General features: G+C 45.1%; 10 protein-coding genes. 4 read left to right on the top strand and 6 right to left on the bottom strand.

Going from position 1 to position 13,936, the window contains the following annotated elements; genetic code table 11:
* Window positions 1–3 precede the first annotated feature (3 nt).
* Window positions 4–1,527 (bottom strand): fumarate hydratase, encoded by a 1,524-nt coding sequence (locus H150_RS0103155; protein WP_019957597.1) that lies wholly within the window; start codon window positions 1,525–1,527, stop codon window positions 4–6.
* A gap of 196 nt (window positions 1,528–1,723) precedes the next feature.
* On the opposite strand from H150_RS0103155, the gene trkA reads away from it, so the two are divergent.
* The 3 genes from trkA to H150_RS0103140 are packed head-to-tail and all read left to right on the top strand — an operon-like array spanning window position 1,724 to window position 6,480.
* On the top strand, window positions 1,724–3,139 hold the full coding sequence (gene trkA, locus H150_RS0103150; RefSeq protein WP_026353423.1) for a Trk system potassium transporter TrkA: 1,416 nt from the start codon (window positions 1,724–1,726) through the stop codon (window positions 3,137–3,139).
* A gap of 15 nt (window positions 3,140–3,154) precedes the next feature.
* Window positions 3,155–4,609 (top strand): TrkH family potassium uptake protein, encoded by a 1,455-nt coding sequence (locus tag H150_RS0103145; RefSeq protein ID WP_019957595.1) that lies wholly within the window; start codon window positions 3,155–3,157, stop codon window positions 4,607–4,609.
* 11 nt (window positions 4,610–4,620) lie between these two features.
* The gene (locus H150_RS0103140) at window positions 4,621–6,480 is read left to right on the top strand and encodes a lytic transglycosylase domain-containing protein (RefSeq protein WP_019957594.1); all 1,860 of its coding nucleotides are present in this window, start codon (window positions 4,621–4,623) and stop codon (window positions 6,478–6,480) included.
* A gap of 93 nt (window positions 6,481–6,573) precedes the next feature.
* Here the strand turns inward: H150_RS0103140 and H150_RS13615 are convergent, their stop codons facing one another.
* The 4 genes from H150_RS13615 to H150_RS0103120 all read right to left on the bottom strand — a co-directional run bounded on the left by H150_RS13615 (window position 6,574) and on the right by H150_RS0103120 (window position 12,193).
* A complete protein-coding gene (locus H150_RS13615) occupies window positions 6,574–7,869 on the bottom strand; it encodes a DUF2254 domain-containing protein (protein WP_019957593.1) in 1,296 nt (431 codons plus the stop codon).
* Between the two features lie 97 nt (window positions 7,870–7,966).
* On the bottom strand, window positions 7,967–9,625 hold the full coding sequence (locus tag H150_RS0103130; RefSeq protein ID WP_019957592.1) for an electron transfer flavoprotein-ubiquinone oxidoreductase: 1,659 nt from the start codon (window positions 9,623–9,625) through the stop codon (window positions 7,967–7,969).
* Between the two features lie 85 nt (window positions 9,626–9,710).
* Window positions 9,711–10,901, bottom strand: a complete 1,191-nt coding sequence (locus H150_RS0103125) for a CaiB/BaiF CoA transferase family protein (protein ID WP_019957591.1) — start codon at window positions 10,899–10,901, stop codon at window positions 9,711–9,713.
* 110 nt (window positions 10,902–11,011) lie between these two features.
* Window positions 11,012–12,193, bottom strand: coding sequence for an acyl-CoA dehydrogenase (locus tag H150_RS0103120; protein WP_019957590.1), 1,182 nt, complete (start codon window positions 12,191–12,193; stop codon window positions 11,012–11,014).
* Window positions 12,194–12,308: 115 nt separating this feature from the next.
* Between H150_RS0103120 and H150_RS0103115 the strand changes: the two genes are divergently transcribed.
* Window positions 12,309–13,085 carry an IclR family transcriptional regulator gene (locus H150_RS0103115; protein ID WP_019957589.1) on the top strand — a complete coding sequence of 259 codons (777 nt, stop codon included), beginning with the start codon at window positions 12,309–12,311 and terminating at the stop codon, window positions 13,083–13,085.
* 105 nt (window positions 13,086–13,190) lie between these two features.
* Here H150_RS0103115 and H150_RS0103110 read toward each other — a convergent pair whose 3' ends face one another.
* Window positions 13,191–13,433 (bottom strand): hypothetical protein, encoded by a 243-nt coding sequence (locus H150_RS0103110; RefSeq protein WP_019957588.1) that lies wholly within the window; start codon window positions 13,431–13,433, stop codon window positions 13,191–13,193.
* Window positions 13,434–13,936 lie beyond the last annotated feature (503 nt).

Here is a 13,936-nt window from a genome sequence, read left to right as displayed (position 1 = left end):
TAATCAAGCATCAACCGGAATAATACCAATTTTCGCTTGCCATTGTTTTGGTGCGATCGCATGTACCGATTGGCCAGTTGGGTCAACGGCAACAGTCACAGGCATGTCTTTGACATCGAATTCGTAAATCGCTTCCATGCCCAATTCTTCAAACGCCAACACTTTGGCCGTTTTAATCGCTTTGGACACCAAGTAAGCCGAGCCGCCCACTGCCATCAAATACACCGCTTTGTTGTCGGCAATCGCTTCACATGCCACAGGGCCCCGCTCAGATTTGCCAATCATACCGAGCAAACCAGTTTGTTCCAACATCGTGCGGGTGAATTTGTCCATGCGCGTGGCAGTCGTTGGGCCTGCAGGGCCAACCACTTCATTGCCAACAGGATCGACTGGACCTACGTAATAAATCACGCGATTGGTGAAGTCCACTGGCAACTCTTCGCCATTGTTAATCATGTCCACCAAACGTTTATGCGCTGCGTCGCGACCGGTCAAAATTTTGCCATTCAAAAGCAACACGTCGCCAATTTTCCAAGATGCCACTTCTTCTTTGGTCAAAGTATCCAAATTCACGCGTTTGCCATTGGTCGGATCGTACGTGATATCAGGCCAATCTTCCAAGCTTGGCGCTTCCAAAACCGCAGGACCTGAACCATCCAATTCAAATTCCACGTGACGCGTTGCCGCACAGTTCGGAATCATCGCCACAGGTTTTGACGCTGCATGCGTTGGATAATCGAAAATCTTCACATCCAAAACTGTGGTCAAGCCGCCCAAGCCTTGCGCACCAATGCCCAAAGCATTCACTTTTTCAAACAACTCCAAGCGCAACGCTTCCACCGTAGACAATTCAGCGCCTGAAGCAGCTTTTTCTTGCAATTCTTGGATATCAATGTGACCCATCAACGATTCTTTTGCCATCAAGGCCGCTTTTTCAGGCGTGCCACCAATACCAATGCCCAAAATGCCCGGAGGACACCAACCTGCGCCCATGGTCGGAACGGTTTTCAAAACCCAATCCACAATCGAATCAGAAGGATTCAACATCGCCAATTTGGATTTGTTTTCAGAACCACCGCCTTTGGCCGCACAAATCACTTCCACTTTATCGCCTTTAACGATTTCCATATGAACGACTGCTGGTGTATTGTCTTTGGTGTTTTGGCGTTTGCCCGCAGGATCGCGCAAAATCGACGCACGCAACGGATTGCCCGCTGCCGCATACGCTTGGCGCACGCCTTCGTTGACCATGTCTTGTACCGACAATTCCGCATCCCACTGCACGTTCATGCCCACTTTCAAGAACACCACCGCAATGCCCGTGTCTTGGCAAATCGGGCGACGACCTTCGGCACACATGCGGCTGTTGACCAAAATTTGGGTCATTGCGTCTTTTGCCGCTGGGTTTTCTTCTTTTTCCCAAGCTTTGGTCAAGGCTTGAATAAAGTCTTTTGGATGATAATAGCTGATGAATTGAAATGCATCGGCAATGCTTTGGATGAAATCCTGTTGCTTGATTACAGTCATGGATTAACCTTTTTGTTATGGTGAGGTGTTAAATACTCAGCCATATATTCTAACGTTTTATGCCCAAACCGTCATCCGCTACACACTCATACTATGATATTCATAGTACAAAACACAGGCCAAATGCTGCTCATGCGTTTCAAATGTTCAAAACTTAGCTAGAATGGTCACCATTGAATTTTTCACGAGTGCGTGTATGAAAATACTGATATTGGGTTGTGGTCAAGTGGGTTCTGCTGTCGCAAAAAGTTTGGCACAACAACCCAATAATGACGTCACCGTTATCGATAACGATGCACAAGCCTTACAGCGCTTAAGCGACAGCTTGGACATTCAGACGATTGTAGGCTCTAGTTCGTCCCCTCAAATCTTACAGGCCGCTCAAATTGAAGACAGTGATTTATTATTGGCTTTAACAGGCAGTGATGAAACCAATTTGGTTGCCTGCCAATTGGCTTATCGGATGTTCAATACACCTGAATCTATTGCGCGGGTGCGTCAAGGTGATTTGGTGCATGCTTTAGATTTAGAAGATTTGGATGGTGCCAATTTAGACAAAAATATTTTCAATGTGTCATATTACATCCGTCCTGAACAATTGGTAACCGAACAATTATTTGGCTTGTTTCAATATTCATTGGCTTTGCAAGTATTGAGTTTCAACGATGATGCCATTCGTTTAACAGTGATTAAAGCTGAGGCTGGCGGCACCATATTGGGCAAAAAATTATTGCATATGCAAGAAGTGTTATCATTGATGGCACGCTCGCACATTGATTGCCAAATTTCAGCGATTTACCGCAATGGTCGTTTGGTCATTCCCAACAGTGACACCATGATTATTGAAGGCGATGAGATTTATGTGCTCGCGCGCACCGAACACATGAACGATATTTTGCGCTTGTTCCGACCTGATGACAAACCCGGCAAACGGGTCATGATTGCAGGTGGCGGCAATATCGGTTATCGCCTTGCCAAACTGTTAGAAAAACAATACAACGTCAAAATCATCGAATTCAATCAAAACCGCGCCGAATGGCTGGCGGACAATTTACACAATACGTTGGTCTTAAAAGGCTCAGCCACCGATGAAGCCTTGTTGATACAAGAAAACATAGACGAAGTCGACGTGTTTTGTGCCTTGACCAATGACGATGAAGACAATGTGATGTCCAGTTTGCTTGCCAATAATTTGGGCGCCGACCAAATCATCACCATCATCAACCGTACATCTTATGTGGATTTGCTCCAAGGCAATCAAATTGACATTGTCGTTTCACCGCATTTGGTGACCATCGGCTCGATTTTGTCACACATTCGTCGTGGCGACGTGGTGTCGGTGCAACCTTTGCGCCATGGCACAGCCGAAGTATTGGAAGTGATTTTGCATGGCGATCGCAAAACGTCCAAAATGGTTGGTCGGCGTTTGCAAGAAATCAAATTGCCAACCAGTTGTTATTTTGCGGCAGTCGGGCGTGATGGTGAGTGGACGATGGCGCACCAACGCGATTGGATTTTACAAGAAGGTGACCATGTGATTTTCTTTGTCGCTTACAGCCGCCATGTCCAAGAATTGGAAAAAGCCATTGCGGTGAAATTCGGTTTCTTTTAAAGCGAGGCAGCTTCTATGTATAAATTGCTGCCCATTGTGCACATTTTGTCCAAATTGGGCGTGTTATTTGCGGCATTATTGCTATTGCCTGCGGGTATTTCTTGGCTTTTTGGTGATGGTTTGGGCATGCAATTAACCACCATTTCCATGTTGTCCATGTTAGGCTCATTCGTAGTGTGGGTCTTAACTGCCAAATACCAACGTGAACTCAAACCGCGCGACGGTTGTACGCTGGCAGTGGTTTTGTGGGTAGGATTTGCCTTTATGGCCGCCATACCCATGTATTTGGCCGTCCCCGAAATTACCATCACCGATGCTTATTTTGAAGCCATGTCAGGTTTGACCACCACAGGTGCCACGGTCATCAAAGATGTGGATTCACTGCCACCATCGATTAATTTTTGGCGCGCTTTGCTGCAATGGTTTGGCGGTATGGGCATTATTGTCTTGGCGGTGGCGATTTTACCGCTGATTGGTGTCGGTGGTATGCAGTTATACCGCGCAGAAATGAATGGCATCAACAAAACCAACAAACTCTCTCCTCGCATTGCCCAAACCGCCAAAGCCATGTGGGGCATTTATGTTTTGTTCACGCTGGTTTTGTGGTTGGCTTTGCGTTTGGCAGGAATGTCTTGGTTTGATGCTTTGTGCCATGCGTTGACCACCATTTCTTTGGGCGGCTTTTCCACCCATTCCAATGGCTTGGCCTTTTTCAATTCACCCATGATAGAAGCCATTATTGCGTGCGGTGTGTTGGTAGGCGGCCTGAATTTTGCCAATCACTTCCAAGCCTTTTCACATCGCAGTTTACGTGAATATTGGCGTGATATTGAAGTCAGAGTCACCATTTATATTTTGGCATTTACCATTATCACCGGCACTTTGTACATGTGGGCGATTGATTTTTATTCGCTGCCAAACGCTTTTCGCTATGTGGCTTTCACCACGATTTCAGTGGCGATGGCAACGGGTTTTGCCAATGCCGACTTTGGCACTTGGCCTTTGGTTTTGTCGCTCTGGCTCATCTTGTTAACCAACTTTTTGTCCAACGCAGGTTCCACCGGTGGTGGTATCAAAACCATTCGTGCCATCGTTTTATTCAAATTCAGTTTACGAGAAATGACATTATTGCTTCACCCAAACGCCGTTTCTCGGGTTAAAATCAATGGCAATCCTGTCCCTGAACGCATGGCGCTGACCATTTTGGCCTTTGTATTCGTTTATTGCACCACCATCATCGTCTTTACTTTTTTGATGATGATCACAGGATTGGACTTCATGACTGCCATGACTGCCATGGTCGCTTGTATTTCCAATTTGGGTACAGGTCTTGGCAACGTCGGTCCAAGCTATACTTTCGGTTACTTTACTGATTTACAAAAATGGTTGTGTTTGTTTGTCATGTTATTAGGTCGTTTGGAAATTTTCACTTTGTTGGTATTGTTTACGCCTGCTTATTGGCGCAAATAGGGAAATAAAATATGCAAAATACAATTTGGCGCATCAGTGTCATCACCGCAGTAGTGGCATTGGCCGCCTGCTCTACTCAAAGAGAAGCCCCTGTCGAAACCGTTACGCCTAGCGAGCACAAGCCGCACGTGCAATTTTCCAATAAAACCGTAGAATCTTCATCAAAAGTGATGAGCGATTATGCCCAATACCAACCGACTTTGGACGCTTTGCGCGCTGTGGGCAATGACCAAGCTGCGATAAATTTCTTAAACCAACAAACCAGCGACAACGCCATGGCAGAACGTGTGCGCAATCAATGGCTCAAAAACTTGGGTGCGCGTGGTCAGTGGTCTACATTCAATGCTGAATATGCCAAATTAGACAAAGGCGGCATAGACCAAGAAAACCAATGTTACGCTCAATTAAGCGGCGCCGAACGCAATACCCAATTGGTATCTAATTTGATTTTGGAACATGGCAAATTGCCAGCAGGTTGCAATACCTTATTACAACAATCTGCAAGCGGCCTGAATCAAAACCAAGTGTGGTCACGCATTCGTGGCTTGCTCTCTAACAATCAAATCACCGATGCACGCAATTTAGCCGCAGCCATTGGTCAGCCCTTGCCTAGCGCTTTAGGCAGCTTAAATGGCAGTGGCATGGCAGCACAAGAATCATTGCTTTATTCAGTGACCAATGCCAATGCTCGCAAAGACAATAATATTGGCAACCGCATCGCTGCGATTTCAGGCAACTTAAGCCGTGAACAAGCTGGTTTTGCGTATGGTGCTGCAGGTGAAACCCATGCCAAAAGCCAAAACTTCGGTGTGGCTTTGCAATTGTTTAACCAAGCAGACCGCGCACAATTGGACGAAGAACAATGGGAATGGTATGTGCGTTCGGCACTGCGCTTTAGCCGTTGGCAAGAAGTCAATAACATTATCGCTGCCATGCCTGCCAAATTGCAAAACAAAGAAGATTGGCAATATTGGCGTGCACGAGCTTTGCAAGCGATGGGTCAAAGCGCCCAAGCACAACAACTGTTCCAAAAAGCCTCACAATCAGGTCGTAATTTCTATGCTTTGATGGCGCTTGAAGCTTTGGGTGGCAAAGTAAGCACCAATAGCAATGCCAAACCAGCTTCAGAAGCAGAAAAAGCCCGTGCCGCACAAGACGGAGCGATTGCGCGTGCTTTGACTTTGTACCATGCCAGCGTGGCAAACGATAATCGTACGGTTCGCAATATTGCCCAACAACAATGGCGTTATGCAGTGCGCAATTTGAATGAGTCTAGCTTGTTGGCAGCGGCAGCAGTGGCACAAAAAGCAGGCTTTAACGAGATGGCCATTTATGCGGCAGACCGCACCAATCACTTGCTAGACTTCAACATTCGTTACATGTCGCCTTACAAAGACATCACCACCCGCTATGCCCGCCAAGTCGGTATCGACCCTGCATGGGCTTATGGTTTGATTCGTCAAGAAAGCCGTTTCATGATCGGTGCGCGCTCACACGTGGGCGCCTCTGGTTTGATGCAATTGATGCCAGCGACCGCGCGCGAAGTGGAACGCAAAATCGGTGCGTCTAGCACAGGTTTGGACGACATTGAACACAACATCAAACTCGGTACTTGGTATTTGGCCGATGTGCGCAATTCTTCTGGCAGCGAAACCATGGCCACCGCAGGCTATAACGCAGGCCCAGGCCGCGCGCGCCAATGGCGTGCCAACGTGCCGTTGGAAGGTGCCATTTATGCCGAAACCATTCCATTCAACGAAACGCGTGATTATGTGAAAAAAGTGATGGCCAACGCCACTTATTACGCCAGCTTATTTGGCGAACCGCGCCAATCTTTGACACAGCGCATAGGCACGGTGCCTGCAAAATAAATTTCAATCATTGCATTAAAAAACAAGCGTCCTGTAAACCTTACAGGACGCTTGTTCATCTTCAATACCCATTCAAGCAGCTTTACACTATCATCATGATTGCTGTGGTCTGGGCTGCTCGTCAAACAATTGGACATACAAATTCTGCACCATATTCCAATCATCGGTAAATGTCAGTTTTTCTTGTGCCCGACGCATCAATATTTGCGCCTGCGCTTGGGCTTCAGCCGCCAATGGCGCTTCTTCAATATTGACATAAATTTTGTGCAAAATTTTCAATAAACGAACGACCAAAACCATATCATTGGCAGCAAAAAAAATAATCGGTGCAAATGGTTGGCTGATGAGGTCTGTTTCATCAAACATCATCACATGCAAGCGTTGGTACAAAATCGCCCCTTGTTCGTCGCGCTTTTGTTGGAGTTCTGCGCTGGGCTTGGCATCAACCAACACTTCTAACATATGATTAAAGACCAAAATCGACGTACCTGGATCATTGACACCCACAGACAAAGCCCGCAGCGCCACTTCACTCAACACAATCATGCCATAACGGGGATCTTGCTCATACACGCGTACAATACTGTAAACAAAACAATCGACAATGTACGCACAATCTGCCTCACTGAGTGCTTCAATACCACGAATTTTCAACAAAATACGCTCAGGACTGAGCAATACCCCCGGCACCGCACACAACTGAATCTGTGCATGGTGTTTGTTCGCCCACAATTGCAAAGCCTCTTGATCGATATGCGTGACATATTGGCACTTTTTCGCATACACAGAAATGCCATCTTCCCACATAGATTCCGATGCATGCGCTTGCATGGTCGGGTGCAAACGCCAATACGATAAGCTATCTGATGCCACTTTATTCAACTTATCCATGGTATTGCCCAAACGCCCCAATTGCGACAAAGCACCAATCCAACGAATCAACGAAAAAACCACGTATATCAACATCAACACAGTACTGGTAAGCAAAACAAAGCGGCCTGTATTGCCTAGAATATTCAAGCCCAAAGTCACTTGGGCAATCAAAGAAAACACAAATGCTGCAATGAAACTGGCAATGGCAACACGACTGTTATCATCGCCCATCACCAATTTGGTCGTGCGCGGAGTCACACCATTGGATGCCGATGAATATGCTGCCACCATGGTAGACAAAGAAAAAGTCGATACCGCCAACATGCTCGAAGAAATCACCGTCAACAGACTTTGAATCAAATTACCATTCACCGCAGGCAAATCTGCATGGGCAAATTGTCGGTCTAAAAAATAGGCCAAAAAAGAAATCAAAAAGCCAATGATTGCGCCAAACGTAGGTGTCAACCACAAAGTATTGCTTGGGTTGCGTATCCAAATTTTGATTTTGAACCACATACTCTGTCCTTGCACCCAATCGAGTCAATTGATAAACGATTACAGGACGCCTAAGCATCCTGTAAGTTTCTCAACCATGTGCAAAAACAACCATTATTTACATAGTAGCGTAATTCGGACCACCCGAGCCTTCAGGACACGTCCAATTGATGTTTTGCGTTGGGTCTTTGATGTCGCATGTTTTGCAATGCACACAGTTTTGCGCATTGATTTGCAAACGTGGTTTGCCATCGTCTTGTTCGACAATTTCATACACGCCCGCAGGACAATAACGTGTTTCCGGGCTGGCGTATTCATCGAAGTTCACCTTAATCGCCACATCTGGATTTTTCAATTTCAAATGCGCAGGTTGGTTTTCTTCGTGGTTGGTGCCACTCAAAAACACGCTCGACAAACGGTCAAACGTCAACACGCCATCGGGTTTTGGATAATTGATTTTGACGCTGTTGGCGGCTTTTTTCAAACTGCTGTGGTCTGAGCCGTGATGTTTCAAAGTCCAAGGCGATTTGCCTTTGAACAAATACGTTTCAATGGCTGAAAATGCCATCGCCGGCCACATTCCCCATTTAAACGATGGACGAATGTTACGCACACCGTGTAATTCTGTGTACAACCAGCTTTGCTCAAACGCTGTTTGGTAAGTGGCCACTTCTTTGGCAGTTTCATACGACTCTTGCGATTCTTCCAAAGCGGCAAAGACCGTTTCCGCTGCCAACATGCCCGACTTCATCGCCGTATGTGTGCCTTTGATGCGCGGCACATTCAAAAAGCCTGCCGCATCACCCACCAACACACCACCCGGGAATGAAATTTTCGGCAAACTTTGCAAACCGCCTTCGCTAATGGCACGCGCACCATAAGCAATGCGACGACCGCCTTCAAACACTTTGCGAATCTCTGGATGGGTTTTGAAACGTTGGAACTCTTCAAACGGTGACAAATATGGATTTTCATAATCCAAACCAATCACAAACCCTACTGCCACTTGGTTGTCATTCAAATGGTATAAGAACGAACCGCCATAGGTTTTGGTGTCCAAAGGCCAGCCCATCGTGTGTTGCACATAACCGGGTTTGGCTTTAGCAGGATCAATTTCCCACAACTCTTTGATGCCGATACCGTACGTTTGCACATCCGAATCTTTGTCCAATTGGAATTTTTGAATCAAGCCTTTGGTCAATGAACCACGACAGCCTTCCGAGAAAATGGTTTGCTGCGCCAGCAATTCCATACCTGGGGCGAAATTGTCGGTCATTTCACCATCTTTGCCAATGCCCATGTCGCCTGTGGCAATACCGCGTACCGAGCCATCGGCGTGGTACAACACTTCAGCCGCTGCAAAACCTGGATAAATCTCAATGCCCATGCCTTCGGCTTGCTCCGCCAACCAACGGGTTAACAAGCCCAAACTGATGATGTAATTGCCGTGGTTTTGAAAATTAGGTGGCGTAGGCAATTGTTTGGCACTGTCTTCTTTCAAAAAGAACAAAGCGTCTTCCGTTACAGGACAATCCAGTGGTGCGCCCAGCTCTTTCCAATTGGGGAACAATTCAGTCAAAGAAATCGGGTCAATCACCGCGCCCGACAAAATGTGCGCGCCCACTTCCGAGCCTTTTTCCACCACGCAAATGCTGATTTCTTTATCAGCTTTGTCAGCCAACTGCTTCAAACGAATGGCAGCAGACAAGCCCGATGGACCTGCACCCACCACCACCACATCAAATTGCATACTGTCACGCTCAATGTTCTCAATCATGTTTGAGGCTTCCTTTTATTGTTATGATTACAGTAACATTGCTCTAAAAATTTTTAATCATGGCATTCATGATTAAAAATTCAAATTAAACAACGCCCTGCTGTTGTAGTTTTTCAATTTGTTCGGCAGTATAACCCAAGTTTGTTAATACCGAAACAGTATCTTGTCCCAAATTTGGTGGGGCGGTACGATATGACACAGGCGTAGCTGATAGCTTGATAGGAGAGCCTAAAACAGAAATGTCTGTGTCATTTTTTGGCAACACGATAACCATTTCACGTTCGATCACTTGTGGCATTGCCAAGGCTTCTGCAATATTGTTAATCGGCCCACAAGGCACTTGGGCTGCTTCAAATACCGACAACCATTGATCACGAGTATGACTTAAAAATTCTTCTTGCATCAATTCAATCAAAGCCTCGCGATGCAATACACGCTTAGGATTGGTTTCAAAACGCTCTTCTTGATTCCAATCTTGACCCATCACATTACATACCGCCGCAAATTGTTTGTCATTACCACAAGCCAAAATCAAATGCTGGCCACCTGCGGTTTCAAACACTTGATACGGCACAATACTCGGGTGAGCATTACCCAAACGCGGTGGTACATTCCCTGTGGCCAAATGATTCATACCCACATTGCCCAACATGGTCACAGCACTGTCTAACAAAGACACATCCACATGTTGGCCTGTGCCTGTTTGATAGCGTGCTAACAAAGCGGCCTGTATGCCAATGACCAAATTCAAGCCCGAAAACAAATCCACGACCGCCACGCCCACTTTGTGTGGCATGCCTTGCTCAGGACCGGTGATGCTCATCAAACCTGACAAACCTTGAATAATATAATCATAACCTGGCTTATGTGAATCAGGGCCAGTGTGACCAAAACCCGTTAAAGACGCATATACCAAACGTGGATTCAAAGCTTTCACGCTGTCATAATCCAAACCATATTTTTTCAGGCCGCCGACTTTGTAGTTTTCCACCAACACATCCGCATCTAGAATCATTTTTTGAATGATTTCTTGCCCTTCTGGCGTGCTGATATCAACAGTCAAAGACTGCTTGTTGCGGTTAACCGTAGAAAAATATGCCGAAGTACCATCTGCAAATTGCGGTGGTGCCCAATGACGGGTTTCATCACCTTCTTTTGGTCGTTCAATTTTGATGACTTCCGCACCCAAATCAGCCAAACATTGCGTTGCACTCGGTCCTGCCAATACCCTTGATAAATCCACCACTTTGATGCCTGCCAACGCAGTCGTACTCATGTTGTCATCCTTTGTATTGATACGATTTGATTTATTTTTTCATCTTTAGATGGGTTTCAGGACGCATTAAGCGTCCTGAAAATACCATTTACAACTTCAATGACACGATATTATGCAAACGCTTGCAAACCTGTTTGAGCACGTCCCAAAATCAAAGCATGAACGTCATGAGTACCTTCATAAGTGTTCACCGCCTCTAAGTTCATCACATGGCGAATCACATGGAATTCGTCTGCAATACCATTGCCGCCATGCATATCACGGGCAATACGAGCGATGTCCAAAGCTTTACCACAGTTGTTACGCTTGATTAAAGAAATCATTTCAGGTGCAGCTTGGTCTTGGTCCATCAAACGACCCACTTGCAAAGCGGCCTGTAAACCTAATGCAATTTCAGTTTGCATATTCGCCAATTTTAACTGTACCAATTGTGTTGCCGCCAAAGGACGACCAAATTGATGACGATCCAAAGTGTATTGGCGTGCAGCGTGCCAGCAAGCTTCTGCCGCACCCATAGAACCCCAAGCAATGCCATAACGGGCTTTGTTCAAACAACCAAATGGACCTTTCAAACCACGAATGTCTGGGAAGGCATTTTCTTCAGGCACAAACACTTCGTCCATCACGATTTCACCGGTGATTGATGCACGCAAAGAGAATTTGCCGTGAATTTTTGGCGCAGACAAACCTTTCATGCCTTTGTCCAAGATGAAACCACGGATTTCGCCTTCATCGTCTTTGGCCCAAACCACAAACACGTCTGCCACAGGACTGTTGGTGATCCACATTTTTGAACCAGACAATGAATAACCACCTGGCACTTTTTTAGCACGAGTTTGCATGCCAGCAGGATCAGAACCCGCATTAGGCTCGGTCAAGCCAAAACAACCAATCCATTCACCTGTCGCCAATTTAGGCAAGTATTTGTCTTTTTGCGCTTCAGTACCGTAAGCATAAATGGGGTGCATCACCAAGCTAGACTGCACACTCATTGCAGAACGGTAGCCTGAATCCACGCGCTCAATAGCACGACCAATCAAACCATAAGCCACGCTCGACATACCTGCACAGCCGTAACCTTCAATGGTCACGCCCAAGAAACCCATTTCACCCAATTGACGCATGATGTTGGTATCAAAATTTTCATTGCGGTTGGCTTCTAAAATGCCAGGCATCAATTCGTTTTGAAAGAAGTCGTTGGCGCTGTCAAAAACCATGCGCTCTTCTTCAGTCAATTGTTGTGACAATAACAATGGATCATCCCAAGTAAACGGTGCACGTGTTTGGCTCATGTGTTTCTCCTGTGTTGGTCTAAATAATGTAGTTTGATTTAAAAAAATCGTTTCGCTAAACGAAATTATGTTTTACAATATGAAACCATTGTAACAAAAAAAGCGGAGTTGTCTAGTGTTAGATTCACTTTTAAATGCCATTCAATATGCAGAAGAGCATGATGACAAGCAATTTGTCACAGCTTTGGCCCGTGGCATCAGTTTGATGTCAGCATTTGATAACGAAATGCGCCCATTGACCCACCAATTGTTATGCGAGAAAAGTGGTTTACCCAAAGCCACAGTGTCACGTTTACTCTACACTTTGATGAAATTAGATTTCATTCGCCAGCAAGGACATGAATACTATTTAGGGGCTAACTGCTTCAGACTGAGTCATATTGCCGAAGAACAGCGCCAATTTGTACAACGCTGTACACCTTTGATGATTGAATTGGCACAAAAACATCAAATTTCTGTGAGTTTAGCGACCGAGCGCAACGGCAAAATGTATTATTTACAGTCCATCCGCAGTCCTGCCAAATTAACCGTACAATTAAGCATAGGTTCAGAAGTACCGATTGTCAGCACCGCAATTGGTCGTGCGCACTTCATCCATCAAACAACTACAGAACAACAACGCATTTTGCGTCAATTGCCACAATCAGAAGGTGCAATAGCCACGTTTGAAGAAGCTAAAGTATTTTTTGAACACAACGGTTATACCGTATCAGATGGTGAATTTAGCAATGACATTACCGCCATTGCCGTACCTGTTTGGGACAGTTTTGAAAAATCTTATGCTTATTCATTAAATGCCAGCGTGCCAAGAGCTTTAATAGGCGAAGCAGAGTTGGTTGAAAAAAATCTCAAACCATTACAACAATTGGCTCAACGCTTAAGTAAAATTTGATTTGATTGTGTTTTTGAAATAGGGGAAAAATTCCCTATTTCAAAACTCTAACAGACAACAAAAAACCCGCCATCAAGGCGGGTTTTTTGCAATTCAAAATTTGAATTATTGAGCAGCAGAAGCAGCAGAAGCAGCAGAAGCTTCAACTGGAGCAGATGCTTCAACGATTGCAGAAGCTTCAACTGGAGCAGATGCTTCAACAACTGCAGAAACTTCAACTGGAGCAGAAGCTTCAACAATTGCAGACGCTTCAACTGGAGCAGAAGCAGCAGCAGGAGCAGCTTGCTCACCACCACAAGCAGCCAAGAACATAGAAATAACAGCAGCAGCTAACAATGATTTTTTCATTTTTGTAACCTTAATTAAATATTAACAATGTATAAATAAACTCTACTTAAAGCACACAAACATCATTGTTTATATCGACACAAGAAGTTTGTATATATTGTGCTTTAAGCTTTCGTGTTCTGAAGTTGAACGCATTATGCACCAACAAAATCACAGTGACAAATGGTGCATTTGGGCTGATATGTCTTTTTTCACATTACTTAGCATCAATATGACTCTAAACCTCACAATAACTTCATACTTGAAACACACAAACAACATAAAAGCCTAAAATTGATTCAATTTTAATCATTTCAATGATAAATACATACAGGTGACCCCAACAAACCATTTTATTACTCATTAAAACTTCATAAACTTCCCATAAAAAAACCTGTTTCTTCCAATATTTTCTACACCCATATTCTAAAAACACCTTGATTCACCAAAGACCTTTACATACACTTCCCTTCAGATTCCCAAGTTAAATTGGGCTATCGTCGCATTCACCTTTATAATGTCCT

The sequence above is a fragment of the Vitreoscilla stercoraria DSM 513 genome (genome assembly GCF_000382305.1).
GTDB classification, from domain to species: Bacteria; Pseudomonadota; Gammaproteobacteria; order Burkholderiales; family Neisseriaceae; genus Vitreoscilla; species Vitreoscilla stercoraria.
This window is presented reverse-complemented; position numbering and strand designations above follow the sequence as displayed.

What these genes read in the sequence shown, in the direction of transcription:
- H150_RS0103125 (WP_019957591.1), bottom strand. Translation starts at nt 10,901, where the DNA reads ATGAGTACGACTGCGTTGGCAGGCATCAAAGTGGTGGATTTATCAAGG.
- H150_RS0103120 (WP_019957590.1), bottom strand. Translation starts at nt 12,193, where the DNA reads ATGAGCCAAACACGTGCACCGTTTACTTGGGATGATCCATTGTTATTG.
- H150_RS13615 (WP_019957593.1), bottom strand. Translation starts at nt 7,869, where the DNA reads ATGTGGTTCAAAATCAAAATTTGGATACGCAACCCAAGCAATACTTTG.
- H150_RS0103110 (WP_019957588.1), bottom strand. Translation starts at nt 13,433, where the DNA reads ATGAAAAAATCATTGTTAGCTGCTGCTGTTATTTCTATGTTCTTGGCT.
- H150_RS0103140 (WP_019957594.1), top strand. Translation starts at nt 4,621, where the DNA reads ATGCAAAATACAATTTGGCGCATCAGTGTCATCACCGCAGTAGTGGCA.
- trkA (WP_026353423.1), top strand. Translation starts at nt 1,724, where the DNA reads ATGAAAATACTGATATTGGGTTGTGGTCAAGTGGGTTCTGCTGTCGCA.
- H150_RS0103155 (WP_019957597.1), bottom strand. Translation starts at nt 1,527, where the DNA reads ATGACTGTAATCAAGCAACAGGATTTCATCCAAAGCATTGCCGATGCA.
- H150_RS0103145 (WP_019957595.1), top strand. Translation starts at nt 3,155, where the DNA reads ATGTATAAATTGCTGCCCATTGTGCACATTTTGTCCAAATTGGGCGTG.
- H150_RS0103130 (WP_019957592.1), bottom strand. Translation starts at nt 9,625, where the DNA reads ATGATTGAGAACATTGAGCGTGACAGTATGCAATTTGATGTGGTGGTG.